Annotated in this window: 18 protein-coding genes and 1 pseudogene; 8 read left to right on the top strand and 11 right to left on the bottom strand. The window is 68.7% G+C overall.

Translation table 11 applies throughout. The annotated features are described in order from the left end of the window. Window positions 1-44: 44 nt before the first annotated feature. The 3 genes from SRB17_RS01795 to SRB17_RS01805 all read right to left on the bottom strand — a co-directional run bounded on the left by SRB17_RS01795 (window position 45) and on the right by SRB17_RS01805 (window position 1,572). Complete coding sequence (locus SRB17_RS01795) at window positions 45-338, bottom strand: hypothetical protein (protein ID WP_153533996.1); 294 nt, start codon at window positions 336-338, stop codon at window positions 45-47. 220 nt (window positions 339-558) lie between these two features. Next, window positions 559-852 (bottom strand): hypothetical protein, encoded by a 294-nt coding sequence (locus SRB17_RS01800; protein ID WP_153533998.1) that lies wholly within the window; start codon window positions 850-852, stop codon window positions 559-561. A 243-nt stretch (window positions 853-1,095) separates the two neighbouring features. Continuing rightward, window positions 1,096-1,572: a hypothetical protein gene (locus tag SRB17_RS01805; protein ID WP_153534000.1), complete on the bottom strand. Its 477-nt coding sequence runs from the start codon at window positions 1,570-1,572 to the stop codon at window positions 1,096-1,098. Between the two features lie 504 nt (window positions 1,573-2,076). Here SRB17_RS01805 and SRB17_RS01810 point away from each other — a divergent pair. Continuing rightward, window positions 2,077-2,820: a hypothetical protein gene (locus tag SRB17_RS01810; protein ID WP_153534002.1), complete on the top strand. Its 744-nt coding sequence runs from the start codon at window positions 2,077-2,079 to the stop codon at window positions 2,818-2,820. An 81-nt stretch (window positions 2,821-2,901) separates the two neighbouring features. After that, complete coding sequence (locus SRB17_RS01815; RefSeq protein WP_153534004.1) at window positions 2,902-3,183, top strand: hypothetical protein; 282 nt, start codon at window positions 2,902-2,904, stop codon at window positions 3,181-3,183. A 194-nt stretch (window positions 3,184-3,377) separates the two neighbouring features. Here SRB17_RS01815 and SRB17_RS01820 read toward each other — a convergent pair whose 3' ends face one another. Then, on the bottom strand, window positions 3,378-4,337 hold the full coding sequence (locus SRB17_RS01820) for a D-2-hydroxyacid dehydrogenase family protein (RefSeq protein WP_323374837.1): 960 nt from the start codon (window positions 4,335-4,337) through the stop codon (window positions 3,378-3,380). Between the two features lie 142 nt (window positions 4,338-4,479). Here SRB17_RS01820 and SRB17_RS45885 point away from each other — a divergent pair, with 142 nt between their 5' ends. After that, window positions 4,480-5,307 carry a hypothetical protein gene (locus tag SRB17_RS45885; protein ID WP_228395813.1) on the top strand — a complete coding sequence of 276 codons (828 nt, stop codon included), beginning with the start codon at window positions 4,480-4,482 and terminating at the stop codon, window positions 5,305-5,307. Further along, entirely contained in the window at window positions 5,232-6,488 is a 1,257-nt protein-coding gene (locus SRB17_RS45890) for a hypothetical protein (RefSeq protein ID WP_228395814.1), read from the top strand. The genes SRB17_RS45885 and SRB17_RS45890 overlap by 76 nt, the downstream gene beginning before the upstream one ends. A 69-nt stretch (window positions 6,489-6,557) precedes the next feature. On the opposite strand, the gene SRB17_RS01830 is transcribed toward SRB17_RS45890, so the two are convergent. From SRB17_RS01830 to SRB17_RS45895, 5 genes and pseudogenes are all read right to left on the bottom strand, one after another. Continuing rightward, the gene (locus tag SRB17_RS01830) at window positions 6,558-7,808 is read right to left on the bottom strand and encodes an acyl-CoA thioesterase/bile acid-CoA:amino acid N-acyltransferase family protein (RefSeq protein ID WP_153534008.1); all 1,251 of its coding nucleotides are present in this window, start codon (window positions 7,806-7,808) and stop codon (window positions 6,558-6,560) included. 275 nt (window positions 7,809-8,083) lie between these two features. Then, window positions 8,084-8,563, bottom strand: a complete 480-nt coding sequence (locus SRB17_RS01835; protein WP_228395815.1) for a hypothetical protein — start codon at window positions 8,561-8,563, stop codon at window positions 8,084-8,086. Between the two features lie 269 nt (window positions 8,564-8,832). Next, a complete protein-coding gene (locus SRB17_RS01840) occupies window positions 8,833-9,216 on the bottom strand; it encodes a hypothetical protein (protein ID WP_228395816.1) in 384 nt (127 codons plus the stop codon). Window positions 9,217-10,112: 896 nt separating this feature from the next. Continuing rightward, entirely contained in the window at window positions 10,113-10,421 is a 309-nt protein-coding gene (locus SRB17_RS01845) for a hypothetical protein (protein WP_153534010.1), read from the bottom strand. Window positions 10,422-10,451: 30 nt separating this feature from the next. Further along, a pseudogene (locus tag SRB17_RS45895) lies at window positions 10,452-10,687 on the bottom strand (hypothetical protein); the annotation flags it as partial. A 22-nt stretch (window positions 10,688-10,709) separates the two neighbouring features. Between SRB17_RS45895 and SRB17_RS01850 the strand changes: the two are divergent. The 3 genes from SRB17_RS01850 (at window position 10,710) to SRB17_RS01860 (ending at window position 13,124) form a co-directional block, all read left to right on the top strand. Then, window positions 10,710-11,210 carry a hypothetical protein gene (locus SRB17_RS01850; RefSeq protein WP_153534012.1) on the top strand — a complete coding sequence of 167 codons (501 nt, stop codon included), beginning with the start codon at window positions 10,710-10,712 and terminating at the stop codon, window positions 11,208-11,210. Window positions 11,211-11,267: 57 nt separating this feature from the next. Continuing rightward, window positions 11,268-11,657, top strand: coding sequence for an integrase (locus SRB17_RS01855; RefSeq protein WP_153534014.1), 390 nt, complete (start codon window positions 11,268-11,270; stop codon window positions 11,655-11,657). 606 nt (window positions 11,658-12,263) lie between these two features. Then, window positions 12,264-13,124 carry a hypothetical protein gene (locus tag SRB17_RS01860; protein ID WP_153534016.1) on the top strand — a complete coding sequence of 287 codons (861 nt, stop codon included), beginning with the start codon at window positions 12,264-12,266 and terminating at the stop codon, window positions 13,122-13,124. Window positions 13,125-13,400: 276 nt separating this feature from the next. On the opposite strand, the gene SRB17_RS01865 is transcribed toward SRB17_RS01860, so the two are convergent. Together SRB17_RS01865 and SRB17_RS01870 are read right to left on the bottom strand one after the other, a co-directional pair. After that, window positions 13,401-13,703: a hypothetical protein gene (locus SRB17_RS01865; RefSeq protein WP_153534018.1), complete on the bottom strand. Its 303-nt coding sequence runs from the start codon at window positions 13,701-13,703 to the stop codon at window positions 13,401-13,403. A 206-nt stretch (window positions 13,704-13,909) separates the two neighbouring features. Next, a complete protein-coding gene (locus tag SRB17_RS01870) occupies window positions 13,910-14,311 on the bottom strand; it encodes a hypothetical protein (RefSeq protein ID WP_153534020.1) in 402 nt (133 codons plus the stop codon). A gap of 793 nt (window positions 14,312-15,104) precedes the next feature. Here SRB17_RS01870 and SRB17_RS01875 point away from each other — a divergent pair. After that, window positions 15,105-16,106, top strand: a complete 1,002-nt coding sequence (locus SRB17_RS01875; protein ID WP_153534022.1) for an acyl-CoA desaturase — start codon at window positions 15,105-15,107, stop codon at window positions 16,104-16,106. The last annotated feature ends 234 nt before the right edge of the window (window positions 16,107-16,340 follow it).

Below are 16,340 nucleotides of genomic sequence, written 5' to 3' on the forward strand. Positions count from 1 at the left end.
CGGTGCCCCCGCCTGTGGCCGGGGACACCGGGGAAAGAGGTCGGCTACTTGCCGACGCTGTTGTTGCAGCCCATGGACGAGCCGAGGTTCGACGCCTGGGCGCCGGCGTTGCCGTCGCCGTTCAGCGCGTTGCCCAGCAGGCCGTCGGCGATGCCGACTTCGCCGAGGACGTCGGCGTTGAGGTCGTGGGACTTGCAGGTGGTGCTCTGCAGGACGCTGAAGCGGGGGCCGTTGCCGCCCTTGCCCCAACCCTGATCGGCGTGAGCGGCACCGGCGCTCAGGAGCCCGACGCTCCCGAGGGCGGCGACCAGGACGGCGGCCTTGCGCAGCTTGTGCATGTCTACTCCGGTGGAAGTGAAGTGGATGCGATCTGTCAGAGATCGACTTAGTGCCGTTATGGAGGCTAATAGGAAATAACCGAAGACAACCAGCGACGCACCGAATTCAGAATTCTTGTCACCCTGAATGCTCACCGGTGCACAAAAATGATCCCGGCACCGAACCTCGGGTTCGGTGCCGGGACCATTTTCAGCTCTGGCCGCGCGCTGGCGGTGCGCCTCAGAAGGCGCTGTTGTTGCAGCCCATGGTCGAACCGAGGTGCGTGGCCTGCGCGCCCGGGTCGCCCTCGCCGTTCGCCAGGTCGCCCGCCAGGCCGTCGAGGAGGCCGACCTCACCGAGGATGTCCAGGTTCAGGTCGTGCGACTTGCAGTTGGAGCTCTGCAGGACGCTGAACTTGTCGCCGTGGCCGCCACCCTTGCCACCTTCCTGACCGCCGGCGTGGGCGGTGCCGCCCATGAGCCCGAGGCTGCTGACGGCGGCGATCAGGACGGCGGCCTTGCGAAGCTTGTGCATGTCTTCTCCGTGGAGTGAAGTGGGTGCGATCCGTGGCAGATCGCTGCCTTACAGTTACGGGAGATTAATCAGAAATAACCCAAAGCGGACAGCGACGCGCCGGTTTTGTGATCACACGTCGAAAGCGACCGAAAGTCGTATGAAATGCCGAACGGGCCCTTCGGGAGTATTCCTCGAAGGGCCCGTTCGGGACCTGGCATGCGGCCGTGCGTCGGGCCTGGTGAGTGCGGCCGTGCGGCGTACCTAGTGGGTGCTGGCGTGGGCGAGGGCGTTCGACTGCGTGTTGGCCTGGGTGCACTCGATGCCGTGGGTCTCGGACGCGGCGAGCAGGGCGACCGGGACGGCCGCGTTGAGCAGGGACTGCGGGCTGCACTCCTGGGACGGGCGGAAGAGGTTGGTCTGCCCCACCAGGCCGCCCGGCGCCGGCTGGGGGGCCGCCTGCGGGGAGAGCTGCGGGTTGACCTGCGGGCTCAGGTTCGGGTTCACCTGCGGGGTGACCTCGGCACCGTGCTGCGGGGCCGCATACGGGGCCGGTGAGCCGTAACTCTGCACGCTGGCCTGGGAGGAGGTCGCCGAGTCCGCCTGGGCGTCCGGCTGCGAAACGGGGAGCGGAGCGCCACCGCCGTACGCGGGAACGGCGGCGGAGCTCGGGCCGGCGCCGACGGCGGACAGACCGCCGGCTGCTGCGACGACGAGCGCGACCCTGTGAAGCTTGCGCATGAAACCCTCGGCCCTTCATTGACCTGTGCATCGGAACGTGTGGAAATGCTGCTGCTGTTGAGCGCAGGTGCTGCTGTTCTTGCTGCCCTGTACGGCTGTTGTGGACCATCGCTCTGACCGAGTTGGGAACGAGGCAAGCGGTGAAAGGGATACGGGATGCCGGGCGTGGTCACCCATTTGCCCCAGGCTCCGTGTGCCGTGACACCGAGGTCGCACCCCTCTGCAATTCTGGTCCGGCGCATCCGGCGGTCAACAGCAAATGGGTGACGCCGTTTTCGGCGCCGTGACCGCAACGGGGGAGAACTCGTTCCCAGCTGGGAGCAGGGCAGCGAGCACGGATCACGGAGGGCAAGGGAATTCGCTGTCGGCTCCGGCGTAGGTCCGTGTGCAGCCGATCGAGTCACTCCTGTAGCGGTGCAGTACGAACATCGGACTGTGCGCACGCGCGACCACACCGAATACAACGGATTTCCCTGTTCAGGTATTTGAAGGGCCGAGGGTTTCATGCGCAAGCTTCACAAGGCCGCGCTCGTCGCAGCAGCGGCCGGCGGTCTGTCCGCCATCGGCGCCGGCGTCAGCCAGGCCGCCGACTATCCCGCGGGGTACAGCGGTGCCGCTCCAGCGTCGGCTCCTGAGTACCCCGCACCGCAGTACTCGGCGCCGCAGTACCCGCCGCCCCAGTACGCGGCACCCCAGTACCCGCCGCCCCAGTACGCGGCGCCCCAGTACGCGCCGCAGTACCCGGCTCCCCAGTACGCGCCGCCGCCCAGTGGTCCGCAGGCCCAGGCCGTGTCCCGCTCGGTGGGCACCGCACAGGCCGCCGCCCCGCAGCCGTACTCCCCGCCGATGACGCAGGCCCCGCCGCCGCCCCCGGCACCGCCGCAGCAGCAGACCGGCTACGCCACCGCCTCCGCCTCGTCGGGCGGGTCCGCGCAGGCCTCCAACGGGCCGTACGCCCCGCAGCAGGCCCCTCAGCAGTCGGCGCCGCAGGTCATGCCGCAGGTCAGCCCGGAGTCGGCGCCGCAGGTCATGCCGCGGGTCGCCCCGCAGGTCTCGGTACCCCAGACCTTCGGCGCCACGGAGGCCCCGCCGCGGGTCGCCCCCCAGGTCAACCCGCAGGTGAACCCCCAGGTGAACCCGCTCGTCAACCCCCTGGTCGCGCCGGGCGAACCGCAGGTGGCCCCGCTCGGCCTCGGGCAGGTCGCGGCGCCCCCCGTCGGCCAGCTGGGTCTGCCCCGAATCGGCTGACGCTCCTCACGACGTCCGCCGTCCCACTCGGTCTGCCGCTCGTGACGTGCAGATCGCATCCGCTCGACCAACGGAGAAGTAATGCGCAAGTTCCACAAGGCCGTCCTCGTGGGTGCCGCCGTCCTCGGCAGCGTCGGCTCGCTCGGCCTCAACACCGCCTTCGCACACGGTGAGCCGGGCCATGACGAACTCGACGTCACCCAGGGCATCGAGTGCCGTTCGCACGACATGAACATCGATGTGCTCGGCAGCGTCGGCGCCTTCAACGGCCTGGCGGGCAACCTGCTGAACGGCGAAGGTTCCCCGGGTGCGCAGCAGACCCACCTCGGCTCGGACATGGGCTGCAACAGCAAGGCGCTCTGACCGGTCGCGCCGTACGCCGCAGCGGTGCGAGTCGGGCGGCACGGCGCCCTTGAGGTGCTGTGGCGACCCGGCGACAGCCGGACGGCGCCGGGCCTCCCCGACGACACGAGGGAGGTCCGGCGCTGTTGCGTGCGCGGCCACGGCCGGTCCGCCCGGGGCTCGGCGCAGGAGCCGTAGCACCGGACCGCCGGCGCTCAGGGCAGCAGCCGTAGCGGGGTCCCGGCCAGATAGCCGCGGATGTTCTCCACCGCCTGGCCGTAGTACGTCGCGTAGTTGGCCCGCGAGACATAGCCGAGGTGGGGCGTGGCGAGGAGGCGGGGCGCGGTGCGCAGGGGGTGGGCGGCGGGCAGCGGCTCGATGTCGAAGACGTCGACACCGGCGCCCGCGATCCTTCCCTCGTGCAGCGCGGCCAGCAGGGCGTCCTGGTCGACGACCGACGCCCGTGAGGTGTTGACGAGGTAGGCCGTCGGCTTCATCAGGGCGAGTTCGGCGGCGCCGATGAGGCCGCGGGTGCCGTCACCGCCGGGCACCTGGACGGAGACGAAGTCGCTCTTCGCGAGCAACTCCTCCTTGGACGCGGCGAGTTCGATGCCGTGCTCCGCGGCGCGCTCCTTGGTGAGGCGCGGGCTCCACGCGCTGACGCGCATGCCGAAGGCGAGCCCGACCCGGGCCACCCGGGTGCCGATCCTGCCGAGGCCGAGCACACCGAGCCGGGCGCCGTGCAGATCGGTGCCGACGGTGGACTGCCAGGGGCCGCCCGTGCGCAGCGCGGTGTTCTCCTGGACGATCCCGCGGGCCAGTCCGAGCAGCAGGGCCCAGGTCAGCTCGGCGGGCGGGATACCCGAGCTGTCGGTGCCGCACACGGTGACGCCGTGCTTCTCGGCGGCGGCGTAGTCGATGACGGTGTTGCGCATCCCGGAGGCGACGATGAGCTTCAGCCGCGGCAGGCGGGTGAGCAACGAGCCTGGAAACGGGACGCGTTCGCGCAGCGTGACCACGATGTCGTAGCCGGCGAGGGCCGCGGCGAGCGCGTTCTCGCCGTCGAGGTGCTCGCGCAGCGCCACTACCTCGACCTCGTCCTCGATCACCGACCAGTCGGCCGACTCGACGGCCACGCCCTGGAAGTCGTCCAGTACCGCACAGCGAAGTCGCACGTCGTCTCTCCTCCCGGGTAAACGGAACCCGAACTCCTTCTTCTTTCCTGGTATACAACTTCTCACCTTCTTCTTACGTCGAATGGGTGAACAGCGGCGCACGCCCCCGGCAGCGCGCCATCCCGGAAGAGGAAACCTGCCCATGACGATCCGTCGGCTGTGCGGAGTCCTGCGCGTGCGCAGGTCGACCGACCTGCTTCTCGTGCTCCTGCTCGGTGCCGCTTTCGCCGTGCTGCCGGTCTTCGCCCTGCTGCCGTCCCTGTGGGGTTTCGTGGCGGCGACGGCCGTGACGTACGTGGTGGACGAGGCGCTGCATGTGCGGGCTCCCGCTTTCGTGCGCCGGCTGGCGGCGCTCCATCTCGACCGCACCATGCGGTTCGCGGTACGTGCGGTGATGCTGCTGGCGTGGGCCAGCCGGCTGGACGCGCCGGACGCGGTGCTCGTCGCCGGACTCGCCGCCTTCAGCGCGCACTTCGCGATGATGATGTTCTACACGGCCGTCCACCACGCCGTCCGGCGCCGCCGCATCCTGCCGCTGGTGGTGCGCAACCTCGACATGAGCGAACTGCCCGTCCCGCAGCCGCCTCCGGCCCTCCTCTACCGCCATCACCTGCGCAAACTCCTCCACCTTGACCTGCCGGCCCATGCCGGGCTCCTGGTGGCGGCGGCCGTCGGGAGCGGGTGGGCCGCCTACGCGGGCTTCGCGCTGACGATCGGAGCGAGCACGGCGTCCGTGGTGGCCATCCTGGTCACGTACCGCAGGACGCGCCGCATGCCGACCCGGGACGAGGTGTTCGCCGCCGTGAACCGCCAACTGGCCGGACATCGCCCGGAGGTGGCCCTGTACTTCAGCTTCGCGGCCGTCTCCCGTGACTTCATGTACCAGGTCAACATGTGGATCGAGACGCTGGAGCAGCTGGACCTGCGCCCGGTGATCACCTGCGCGAGCGCGCCTCCTTCCGCTACCTGAGCCGCACCTGGATCCCGGTGGTGTGCGTCCCGAGGGCGGACGACCTGGCCGAGCTGGAACTCTCCGCCGTACGCGTCGTCCTCTATCCCGGCAACGCGGGCAAGAACGTCCACATGCTGCGCGTTGCCGAGGCCAAGCACGTCTTCATCGGGCACGGCGACAGCGACAAACTGGCCAGCAGCAACCGAGTCAGCAAGGTGTACGACGAGATCTGGGTGGCCGGCCGCGCGGGCCGCGACCGGTACCAGCGGGTCCGGCACGCCATCAGCGACAGTGCGATCGTGGAGGTGGGCCGCCCGCAGCTGTCCCCGGTCCGCCTGCACGCCGGCCACACCCCCGGTCCGCTCCACGTGGTCCTCTACGCCCCCACCTGGGAGGGCTGGAGCGACGACGACTGTCACACCTCCCTGATCCCGATGGGCGTGCCCCTGATCGAGAAGCTCCTCGCGCAGAACGTCCGGATCATCTACAAGCCCCATCCCCTCACCGGCAAGCGCTCGGCCGAGGCGGCGACGGCCGACCGGGCGATCCGGGAGCTGCTGCGCGCCGACAACGAGCGACGCGGCGCCGCGGAGGCGCAGGCGGCCGTCGCCGCGGCCCGTCCCCGGCTGCGCGAGATCCGGGCCCGTCTCGACGAACTCGCCGGCCGGCACGGGGGCGACGACGCGGCACAACTGCGCGAGGCGCGCGTCCCCGACCGCGCGGGGGAGACGGAGTGGCAGCAGCTGCGGTCGGAATGGCACCGCCTCTTCTGGGAGAGCAGCGGCCCGCTCTGCCACCACGTGATCACGGGACAACTCCCCTCCCTGTACGACTGCTTCAACCAGGCCGACATGCTGATCAGCGACGTCTCCTCGGTGGTCGCCGACTTCGTGGCGAGCCTCAAGCCGTACGTCCTGACCAATGCCCGCGACCTCCCCGACGCCGCGTTCCGCGCCGCCTACACCACGGCGGGCGGCGCCTACCTCCTGGACCGCGCCTGCACCCGCCTCCCGGACATCCTCACCGCGATCCGCTCCCCCCACCCGGACCCGATGGCCCCGGCCCGCCGCACCCTCAAGGACTACGTCCTGGGCCCCGACCACCCGACGCCGATGGAACGCTTCAACGCCGCGGTGAACGCGTTGGCGCAGAAGGCGATCACGGAAGAGTCCCAGCGCTCGTCGGACGTGGCGGCGTAACCCTCACGAGCCCTGTGCCCGGAAGTCGCGGGCGGCCCCCGGGGCTTCCATGCGCACCGCCCTTGACACTCACTTCCGGGTGCCGGCGAGGAAGGCGAGGACCTTGGGCCAGCCGTGTTCCTTCGCGACGGCGTTGCCGGCTCGACTGCCGCCCAGGGACTCGGCGCTACCTGTGGTCTCCGCGAGGAAGGGGAAGGTACCGACACCGTGTCCGGCGTTGGGGTAGACCGGCGCCTGATAGGGGTGCCGGTCGTGGTCCGCATGCAACTCGTCGGTGATCGCTTCGACATAGGTCGGTGATGGCCATAGGGCGTCGTCCGCGCCGGCGATGGCCAGCAGTGGTCCGCTGAGGTGATCCAGTGGGATGCCGCCCTGGGGAATGGGTTGCCCGTCCTTGGTCCAGGCGTTGCCCCTGCCTGGGTATCCCGGGTTGACGTTGGACGACGGCGAGTACACGACGACGCCGTGGATCAGATCGGGATAGTCCTCGGCGAGGAGCAGGGCGGGTTCGCTGCCTCGGGAGTAGCCCATGGCGATGATGTGTGCGGGGTCCGCACCAGGCTGGTCCGCCAGCAGGCGGGCGGCGGTGGCGAAGTACTCCAATGGGATGTTGTGCAGTCTGGCGGGCAGGCCGGGCATCGAGAAGTAGCCGAGAGCCAGCGTCGGGTAGCCGTGGGAGGCCAGCAGAGCCGCCGCGAACTTCATGCCGCTGACACCGCCTTCGGATCCGCCGAAGGCCAGCACGGTCGGGTGCCGGGGAGTGCCGGGGCGGGGCAGGAACATCTCTCCGACGACCTTGTCCTGGGCCAGGGTGAGCGTTCGGGCACTGACTCCTTCGGCCTCCCATTCACGGGTGAGCGTGCGGCTCGCCAACTGCCGCCCATGCGCTGTCACGGTGATCTTCACGGTGTATGAGGGGGAGAGCTCAGGGTAAAGAGGGGCGAAGTCTTCACTGTTCGGAACGCTGGTCGCGGGCCTCATCGACCAGAACAGGCCCATACCGTCGACCGTGTCGTACGTCCCCGACACCGGCCGCGTCGTGGAGAGGTCGACGAGGCCGTGGTCGTCCGCGGTGAATGTCGCCCGGCCATGCCATACCTTGCCGTCGTGCGTGGTCGCCGACGAGCCGACGGTGATCTCGTCGTGTGGCTCCAGACCACCGATCTTCAGGTGAACGACCTGATCAGCCAGGGCTGTCGGCGTGTCGACTGCGATGACCGCCCTGCTGCTGCCGTGCGCCCCCGACTCGCATCCCGCAGCCCCCCAGCCGATCACGACGGCCACCACCAGGGCCCACCCCCGCAACCTCCGCAACGACATGGTGCCCCCCATCACCAGGAATTGATCAACCACACTCATCCTGACGTGCCCGCCCAGTCAACCCAGAAGTCGCCGAAGTTGCCTTTCAGTACAGGGGCGGCGGCGCCATGGCCACCGAGTCGACTGCCGGAGGGGCGTTTCGACGGCGAAGTCAGTCCCCGCGCCGGAGGATCCGGCGTTGGCTGGTCTTCCTCGGGTCTCTGGTGATCGCTGTGTTGAGACGATCTCGCCGTCGGAGCTGCCTGGACAGGTCCGTTCTCGGGGACTGGTGACGATCACTCGATCCCGAGGGGCCCAACGCCCAGGTCCTCACGCATGAGACGACGCATCTGAGCCATGGCCGTGCGACGCGTTCCTATCAGGGACGCTTCCTCGTCGGAACCGACTGCCACCCCCCGAGCGTAAGCGTCGCGTATCGCGCGCAGGCCGTGAAACGCCTCGTTACCCGCCGCTACAACCTGCGGCGGGCCCACGAGCCAGAGGCGTTCGCTGGCTGTGTAGAGGCCGGTGCCACGGACGGCCTCCCTCACGGCCGCGTCACGCGCCGACTCGGACATGTGATCGCCCAAGGCGACGGCCCGCATCTCTTCTCCTGCCGCCTTGAGGGCGGACACGAACTCCGTGTACACCTCGCGTCGCACTTCCAGCGCATGCCTGGCCTCCTCCCGCCGCCACCGGTTGCGATCGGCGATCAAGGTGGCTGTGATGCCGATGACGGCACCGGTCAGTGTGGAGAGAAGCGGCATCCAGTCCATGTGCCGCAGCTTGGCTCAACCAGTGCGCCGGCACCAGTGGCTCTCACCACGGAGGCGGCGCTCTCACCCACGGAGGCGGCGCTCTCACCCACGGAGGCGGCGCTCTCACCACGGAGGCGGGCGCTCTCACCACGGAGGCGGGCGCCGTAGGCCTTGGCGAGATCGTCTCGCGTGTACTTCGCTGCTGTGTCCCGATCGCCGGCCGGCGGCCCGTCCGGGGAAATCCCTCGGGCGGGCCGCCAGTGTGGCAGCGGGAGGTCTGGTGGCCCTCAGCTCATGGCGTACGCGTTGTACACCGTGGTCGTCGAGCTGTCGCCGTGGGTGTCGGTGACCGTCGAGCGCAGGCCGACGCGGCCGGAGGCCGGATTGTGGACGGCGATGGTCCAGTTGCCGCCGGACGGCTTCGCGGTGGCGGCGTGCCAGGTGGCGCCGCCGTCGGTGGTGTACCAGGCCTGCACGGACTTCACGCTGTCCGACAGCTGACGCACCGTGCTGTCGTCCGTGTCGTTGCGCTGCGTGCCCAGGACGACGGTCGTGGTTGACCCAGGGGCCGCCTGGTTCCTGGCGTTCAGCGCGTCGGGCCAGAACCGGGTGATGTAGTCCCGGATCCCGGCTCGTACCGCGCACCTGCGCCGGCACCGACCATGAGCCAACCATCGCACTGAGGGCAGGTGGGCGGTTCTTCGTCCCAGGCTGTTGGGCCCCCCGCTGTTCCCCGGGTTCCCCGGGGTTCCCCGGGGTTCCCCCTCAGGGTCTGGCACGCACCTGGCACGGGGCCCGTCGAGGTCAGCCGGGTCCTGGCCCTCACGCCGTTTCCTTACCCGAGTGCGGCGGCCGACCTCTCGGTGTGTAGCTTCACGTCATGCCCATCGCTCTCGGCGTCCTTGGCGCTCTTACGGCTCTGCTGGCCGCGATCAACGGTCTTCAGGTCCTTCTCGGCCGTCAACTCGTCAGGCCTTCAGCGAGCAGGCGTTCTGCTCGACAGCTTCGAGCTGAGTCGGCCGCTGCTGCCGTAGCCATGCTCGGTGCTTCCTTGGCGGCATTCGGCGTCCTGGTGGGTGGCCAGTGGCCCGCGACGGGCGCTCTCGTGATGCTGGCGGGCTGGATTGCTCTTGTGCTGGTTCGAAGGCAGTTCGCTGCCCAGCCGTAGCCGATGGGCTGCCATGACCGTGACGTCGGTGGGCCCCTCCAGCTCGGGCGGGTCGGCCGACCGCCGTCCTTCGCGTTCTTCACGTTCCGGGCCGCGCGGTCGGGTCGATCACGCCGCTCTACGGCGTCGGCGAGCCGACGCCGGGTCCAGGAAGAGCGTCCGCTGAGGATCGGCGCTGACCGCCGCTGTCCGCGCCTGTCGGCGTCGGGGTCCGCCGACCGGTCAGGCGCGCGTGTCAGCGAGGCAAGTTCCGGTCAGCTGGCGGACTACGTGGCGGACGTCATCCACCCGTTGGCCCGTCGCTACGGCAATATGCGGTGAGCCGTCGATCGCCTGAGTCGTGAGCATCCTGCGGCATTGCGGCCGATGACGTGGGTCGGCGGAGTCCTCATGGCCGATTCAAGGGCCTGTGCTGGGCCGCTGGTGCTGTCCCGCGTCGATGTCGGCGGCCTCTTCGAGCAGGTCCATGACGTAGTTGTGGAAGCGGCGTTCGGCGTCGCGGCACGGGGCGTTGAAGAAGGCTCGTTGAGCTTCGGCAAGATCGCAGTTCAGCAGGTTCATGGTGACGAACACGGCTTCCACTCCGTGGCATCCGTTGTCCTTGAGGAACTGCTGGAGTGCGTCCGTGTCGCGGGTTGCCTCCCAGACGGGCCGGGCGGTTTCCTGCATGGCAGCGATGCGCGCTGATCGTTCTGCGTCGAAGCCCACTGGACCCTCCCTTCTGATTCGGGCCGCAGGCTATCGCCAGATGGGCGGGATGCGCTGGCCCCGTGGAGGAGCTTGGGCGACGGGTGGATGGAAGGCGAAGGGTCTGCCGTCGGGCAGGAGGCCCACAGGACATCGACACGTCGCCGGGCGAGGGCGATGACGGCCTGGACGTGCTTGCGGCCCTCGGCTCGCTTCTTCAAGTAGTAGTCGGGGCTGGGGCCTTCGCGGATGGTGCTGGTCTGGGCGGACAGACAGAACGCGCGGCGCCGGGAGGACGCTCCCCCCGAGATGGCCACCATCCTGAAGTGGGTGGAGCGCAACACCTTGACCATGGAGGCATGGGAGGACGCCGCCAAGGTCGACGAGGTACTTCGGGCCGTCGGCTCGAAGTCGGACGGCACGCGTGCCGCGGCAAGCTCCGTCAAGCGCAACCGGCGGATCCTGAACGTGGCCATGGACTACGCCGTCAAGCACCGGATTCTGCGGGCGAACCCCCTGCCGAAGGAAGGAGGGGCGGCGCCCAAGACGTCATCCGCCGTCGACAAGAGGTCCCTGCTCAACCCGGAACAGGCGGCGCGCCTGCTGGGCTGGGTACGCCGGCGTCCCCGCAGCGGCGATCGGCTCCACGCCTTCTTCGCCACGATGCACTACGCCGGGTCACGGCCCGGAGGAGGTTGTGGCGATGGGCGTTGCGGACGTCCGCCTGCCTGCGGAGGACGCCGAAGACCCGTGGTGCGAGTTGCTGTTCCACACCGCTCAGCCGGAGGCCTGGAGGAACTGGACGGATGACGGCGAGATCCATGAAGAGGGCGGGCTGAAGCACGCGCTTCTGATGACACGCGCGTCGTGCCGAGGCACCCGTCGCTGACGCGGATCCTGCGCGAGCACATCAAGGCGGAGAGCTTGAAGCCGGGAGATTTCCTCTTCCAGGGCGAGAAGGGCGGCATGCTCGCGGGCTCAGCCATCCGCCGAGCGTGGCGGACCGCTCGCGCCGAAGTGCTCTTTCCGGAGGAATTCGCCTCGCCGCTCGGCAGGCAGGTGTACGACCTCCGGCACACCTGCCTGACCAACTGGCTCAACGACCGCATCCCACCGGCGCAGGTGGCCGAGTGGGCGGGCAACAGTGTCCCGGTACTGCCGGCCATCTACGCCCGATGCATCTCGGGGCAGCTCGGGGACCTCAAACAGCGGATTTTGGCTCGCGGGGACCTCCCCGACCTGGCTGAGACCGCCTGACGGCGCCTGGAGAACTTCTCCGCGTATTCACCGCAGCCACCCGCAGAAACCCGGTGACAGCCGGACAGCGCCGGACTGCCCCCGCGATCACCGGGGGAGTGTCCGGCGTTTTTTTGCGTCCGTCTGTACCCACTCTGACCAGCAAAAAGCCCTCCCGATGGGAGGGCTGAGGCTGGGCGCCCCCGGCAGGACTGGAACCTGCGGCCAAGCGCTAAGAAGGCGCATCGCTGGTTCGCCCGTAGTAGGCCTTTGACCTGTGCAGTCTTGCGGCCTGCTGGAGGCTTGCACCCTGACTTCGAGACGCATTCGACCCTGTGTCTGTCAGAGGCCACACAGTCATCAGCGGTCAAGGGCCGTCCTCGGTCAGGGAACGTGGCACGGGTGACAGGACGGGGCGCCGGTCTGGGCTGTTCGGCTGAGTCCCGGATGCCTCCTGTCGGCCGTCGGACGGAAAGGGCTCCACCGTCCGAGCGGCTTCCCTTCTCAACCCGTAACTGCCACGCGTCGACGAGGGCAACTCAACACCACTCCCCGAGATACGGCGCCGTGCCTTCGGTGCCGGGAGCAACCTGCGGACCCGGGACTTCCCGAAGGAGTCACCCATTCATGTTTACCCGTACGTCTTCGGCACTCGTTGCGCAGGCAATGTGTGCCGGAGCCCTCGCAACGGTCGTCGCCACCGCCACTCCCGCATCGGCGCAGACGATCGTCCCGTGCAGTCCGAGTGCCCTGTTCACCGCCATCACGGACGCCAACACCGCAGGGGGCGGAACCCTGGTACTGGCGCCGGGCTGCACCTATGGGCTCTCCGGACCGTTGCCGGAGATTGACACCCCGATCATCGTTGACGCCCGGCACAGCACCATCACCCGTGTGTCCACGGCCAGCTTCAGCATTCTGTCCGTCAGCCCCAACGGCAACCTGATGCTCACGGACGCCACGATCACCAACGGTGATGCGCCGGACTTCGGCGGCGGCATCGCGAACCACGGTCGGTTGACCGTGACGAACAGCGCCATCCGCAATAACCACGGCAACTTCTCAGGCGGAATCGGCGCCGGTTTCGGGACCACCACCCGCATCGTGGGAACCTCCATCATGGGCAACAGCGCCAACGTGAACGGCGGCGGCGTCGCCAACGACGGAAACATGACCATCTCCAACAGCCGCATCATCGATAACACAGCCGGCGCTGCCGGAGGTGGCGTGGCCAACGACAGAACCCTGCGAATCGTCGACACCAACGTCAACGAGAACAACGCCGGACGGGCCGGGGGCGTCGCCAACTTCGGAGGCGGCACGACGACCATTGTGTCCAGCAACGTCAACAACAACACGGCCAGCACCGCTCCCGGCGGCGTCCTCAACGCCGGCGGCAGCGTCGTCCTGACTTCCTCCCGGGTCAACGGCAACCGGCCCACCAACTGCGCGGGCAGCGACATTGCCATCCCGAACTGCACCGGCTGACCCAGCAAAGATCTCGCCCGCCGCGGTTGTGCTGTCACCCGTCGACGTGCCACACGGGCAGGAAGGCCCCGGACCAGGAATTGGTCCGGGGCCTCTTCCCTGGCAGGGTTCGTACCTGCGACACCCGCTTTAGGAGTTCGATCTCCCCTTGGCCTGGTCGGGGCTCGCCTCGTGAACCGGTGCCATACATGGCCGCTGTTTGCCGCCGCCGTCCGGGGTCGTTGATGTCAGCATTGGATGTCAGCGGAACATCGGCGTTGTCACGCAGTTAGACACTCACGTGCGGTCCGGCGTGGTTCCGGGCTGGCCTACCATCTGCGGTGCGGCCGCCGCCATGAGTGCTCGGCGAAGAGCGCGCCGGCCGTGCTTCCGCTCCAGGCCGCTCTCATCGATCGCCTTCTGAAGAACGGCCTCACTCACCTCGCAGGCGTATTGCAGATCCGCCCCTTCAGCATCGGCGTCAGGGCTCCAGTCACGCACGGGCCCGTTCGCCCGTACATGCTCAACCAGCCTCAGTCGAGCTGCATACACGTCGATCTGCAACGCGACCAAGCCCCGCGGAAGCTCGATGTCGGCCATGAGCGAAGGGTAGATGCCGGGCTCTCAGCTTGGGAAGCTGTGAAGATTTGCGGCGGGTTCGCGTGCTGAGCTGGGCGAAGGGCGACACGGTGGCCTCGTGGTGCGGGGCCGCTTTCACCGTGATTCCCCGCTGTTCCCCGCTCGATCTGGTGCGCTTGTGGTGCGCCAGTGGTGCGATGCTCGGCGGGTGGCGCCAGTGAGCGGTCCTACCACTTCCGCCACTTGTCCGTGAGCTGGTAGCGGCCCAGTCCGCGGCGGGCGGTCAGGACGACGACATCGACGCCGTGTTCGGTGAGCGACTGGTCGATGTAGTCGCACAGCTCCTCACGTTCGTCGGTCTCGAAGGCGTTTCCGTTGTGGGCTTTGTTCACCGCGTTGAGGGCCAGGACGACGCGTTCTACCACTGCGAAGACCTGCTCGTCGCTGGCCTCGCCAAGCCCGGCAAGCTCGCCCTCGAAGGTGTCGAGGACTGCGTCGGTCGCCGTAAGCAGCCCCTCGGGGAACAGCTCTGCCATACAGGCGCATTCGGGATCCAGGGTGCCCGCGGCAAGCTCCTCGGCTTCCTCCGCTATGCCATGACGCCAGCTTGTAGTTGGTCTCTCAGCCATGGGCGGGACGGTACAGCTCAGGACTGACAGCGAGGCTGACCACCCACGCGAGCAGTGCGCCGGCCTTAGCGCCATGTGCACGCTTTCCAACTGTGTTGGTGGGGTCTTGGGCTTTGTGTAGGGGCGTTCACCTGCGTTCATGGGCGGCCGGCTCGTACGTCGCGTCCGGCATGCGGTCTCCTCTGTACGGCCGTGAACCGGGCTGAATGAGACGGAAGCTGAGACGGCCAGGCCGACACTGCAACGTGTCGGTGCGCTGAGTGCGCCCCGTGCATCTGGCGCCTATCCGGCCGCGTACGCCTTGCGACACTCGCCTGGACGATGTCGATCGTCTTGGTGGCGAGCTGCTGATCCTCGGGAGCGAGCAAGGGAGACGAGTTGTACGCGGGATTGTGGCTGACGCTGCCCTGCTGCTGGGCGAGGCTCGGCTCTGTTGGTGGGTTACTGGGGGCGTACACCACCATTCAGCTGCGTACGCACTGGACCCTCTTCAGCCGCTGAGGGTTCGTGGATTCGCATACCTGGTCTGACCCACTGCCACCGCCATGGGTGCCCGGCCGGCTTCTCCGCGTCGGCCCCCGGACCGGACGAGGACTCAAGCTCCCGCCACGACGTGAAGGAGATTCAGTCCCACGACGTTCACACCCTGGACATGAGCGATGACCTGCGCGGATGCCGTCCGGTGCGATCGTGTGCCGTGGGCCGCCGAGCGTGCTCGATAGCGCGCACGCGCGCGTGAACCGGGTGGGTCCGGCACTCCGTCCGAAAAAGCTCGAGCAACGGCGAGGAACCGATGAACCCGAGCGACACCGACCGTCCTGAACAGGCCGTCGCCGAAGGCGACGCCGACACCACGGGTGGAGTCAAGCCGCTGCTCGACGCCCCGCAGACGGCTGCGGCGGGCGTCGCGATGTGGATCTTCGTCGTCGGTCCCCTGATCTGCCTGATCGGCGTGGTGCCGTTTGTGTGGGGATGGGGCTTGTCCGCGCTGGACCTCGGCATGGCCGTGGTTGCCTACCTCGTGTCCCTGGCCGGTCTCACGGTCGGCTATCACCGCCTCTTCACGCACCGCTCGTTCAAGGCAAGGCGGGGCCTGCGCATCGTCCTTGCCGTCGCGGGCTCGCTGGGGGTCGAGGGCTCGCCAATCCAATGGGTGGCGAACCACCGCCGCCATCACGCCTTCGCCGACCGCGAGGGCGACCCGCACTCGCCCTGGCGCTTCGGAACCGACACGCGCGCGCTGCTCAAGGGGCTTCTCCACGCGCACGTTGGGTGGATGCTGAAGCGTGAACTGAGCAACCGGGCCAGGTTCGCGCCCGACATCGCCGCCGATCCTGACCTGCGGCTCATCGGTCAGCTCTTCGGGCCACTGGCCGCCGTCTCGCTCCTGGCCCCCGCGCTGGTCGGTGGGCTCGTCACCGGCACCTGGACCGGCGCGCTGACCGGGTTCTTCTGGGCCGGCGTGATGCGGATGGCGTTGCTGCACCATGTCACCTGGTCGGTGAACTCGGTCTGCCATGTCGCGGGCAGGCGCCCGTTCGCCAGTCGGGACAAGGCCACCAACTTCTGGCCGCTCGCACTGCTGTCCTTCGGCGAGAGCTGGCACAACTCACATCACGCCGACCCCACGGGAGCGCGCCACGGCGTGCTGCCGGGCCAGCTCGACCCGGCGGCACGCCTGATCTGGGTATTCGAGAAGCTGGGCTGGGTCCACGACGTCCGCTGGCCGACCGCGGACCGTCTCAGCGCTCGACTGCTGCCCGAACCGGCCGGTCCGCACGAGTCCACACGCTGACGGCCCGATCAAGCGCCTGACGGTCCACAGGTGGCCCCCGGGCGCACCCAGAAGCCCCCTGCCCGCAGCAAAACCGCAGGCAGGGGGCTTGATCGTTCCACATTTGTTGCCCCGGAGGTCTTGTCGGGGATCTTGGGGAGCTGGGTTTTCCCTGCTCAGGAGCGGTGGGCCTGAGCGCCTGGCGGTCGCCGTCGGTCGTCATTGGCCACTGTTGAGCGGCCCCGGACGGCCCAG

Origin of the sequence: Streptomyces sp. RB17, assembly GCF_009604455.1 — a bacterium.
Classification (GTDB): domain Bacteria; phylum Actinomycetota; class Actinomycetes; order Streptomycetales; family Streptomycetaceae; genus Streptomyces.

Coding starts and splice junctions, on each gene's coding strand:
- SRB17_RS01795 (WP_153533996.1), bottom strand. CDS start 338: ATGCACAAGCTGCGCAAGGCCGCCGTCCTGGTCGCCGCCCTCGGGAGC.
- SRB17_RS01800 (WP_153533998.1), bottom strand. CDS start 852: ATGCACAAGCTTCGCAAGGCCGCCGTCCTGATCGCCGCCGTCAGCAGC.
- SRB17_RS01805 (WP_153534000.1), bottom strand. CDS start 1,572: ATGCGCAAGCTTCACAGGGTCGCGCTCGTCGTCGCAGCAGCCGGCGGT.
- SRB17_RS01810 (WP_153534002.1), top strand. CDS start 2,077: ATGCGCAAGCTTCACAAGGCCGCGCTCGTCGCAGCAGCGGCCGGCGGT.
- SRB17_RS01815 (WP_153534004.1), top strand. CDS start 2,902: ATGCGCAAGTTCCACAAGGCCGTCCTCGTGGGTGCCGCCGTCCTCGGC.
- SRB17_RS45885 (WP_228395813.1), top strand. CDS start 4,480: ATGACGATCCGTCGGCTGTGCGGAGTCCTGCGCGTGCGCAGGTCGACC.
- SRB17_RS01830 (WP_153534008.1), bottom strand. CDS start 7,808: ATGTCGTTGCGGAGGTTGCGGGGGTGGGCCCTGGTGGTGGCCGTCGTG.
- SRB17_RS01835 (WP_228395815.1), bottom strand. CDS start 8,563: ATGGACTGGATGCCGCTTCTCTCCACACTGACCGGTGCCGTCATCGGC.
- SRB17_RS01850 (WP_153534012.1), top strand. CDS start 10,710: ATGGCCACCATCCTGAAGTGGGTGGAGCGCAACACCTTGACCATGGAG.
- SRB17_RS01860 (WP_153534016.1), top strand. CDS start 12,264: ATGTTTACCCGTACGTCTTCGGCACTCGTTGCGCAGGCAATGTGTGCC.
- SRB17_RS01865 (WP_153534018.1), bottom strand. CDS start 13,703: ATGGCCGACATCGAGCTTCCGCGGGGCTTGGTCGCGTTGCAGATCGAC.
- SRB17_RS01870 (WP_153534020.1), bottom strand. CDS start 14,311: ATGGCTGAGAGACCAACTACAAGCTGGCGTCATGGCATAGCGGAGGAA.
- SRB17_RS01875 (WP_153534022.1), top strand. CDS start 15,105: ATGAACCCGAGCGACACCGACCGTCCTGAACAGGCCGTCGCCGAAGGC.